Origin of the sequence: Microtetraspora sp. AC03309 (assembly GCF_020826795.1) — a bacterium.
Classification (GTDB): domain Bacteria; phylum Actinomycetota; class Actinomycetes; order Streptosporangiales; family Streptosporangiaceae; genus Microtetraspora; species Microtetraspora glauca.
Genome location: NZ_JADDIL010000284.1, coordinates 1 through 792 on the forward strand (window position 1 = coordinate 1; position 792 = coordinate 792).

The window sequence follows — 792 nt, forward strand, 5'->3', positions numbered from 1 at the left end:
TCATGACATCCCCGGAAGGAACTGGATGAACAGGTCGATGAACTTGATCCCGATGAACGGCGCCACGATGCCGCCCAGGCCGTACACGTAGAGGTTGCGAGACAGCAGCTTGGAGGCGCTGGAGGGCCGGTAGCGCACCCCGCGCAGAGCCAGCGGGATCAGCGCGACGATCACGAGCGCGTTGAAGACGACCGCCGACAACACCGCCGACTGCGGGCTGGCCAGGCGCATGATGTTGAGCACGTCCAGCCCGGGATAGACCGCCGCGAAGATCGCGGGAATGATCGCGAAGTACTTGGCGATGTCGTTGGCGATCGAGAACGTGGTCAGCGCGCCACGAGTGATCAGGAGCTGCTTGCCGATCTCGACGATCTCGATGAGCTTGGTGGGGTTGGAGTCGAGATCGACCATGTTGCCCGCCTCTTTGGCGGCGGACGTGCCGGTGTTCATGGCCACGCCGACGTCGGCCTGCGCGAGCGCGGGCGCGTCGTTGGTGCCGTCACCGGTCATGGCGACCAGGCGGCCGCCCTCCTGCTCCTTCTTGATCAGGGCGAGCTTGTCCTCGGGGGTGGCCTCGGCGAGGAAGTCGTCCACCCCGGCCTCATCCGCGATCGCCTTGGCGGTCAGCGGGTTGTCACCGGTGATCATGATGGTGCGGATGCCCATCCGGCGCATCTCGTCGAACCGTTCCCGCATCCCGGCCTTGACCACGTCCTTGAGGTGGATGACGCCCAGGACCCGGGCCTTTCCGTCGGCGATCTCCCCGACCACCAGTGGGGTGCCGCCGGACGC

The 792-nt window shown here is 66.3% G+C and carries 1 protein-coding gene; it reads right to left on the minus strand.

Annotated features, from left to right (window positions below; genetic code table 11):
- The coding region (locus tag IMZ11_RS42860; protein ID WP_228649337.1) for an HAD-IC family P-type ATPase at positions 1–792 on the minus strand (792 nt) is incomplete at its 5' end.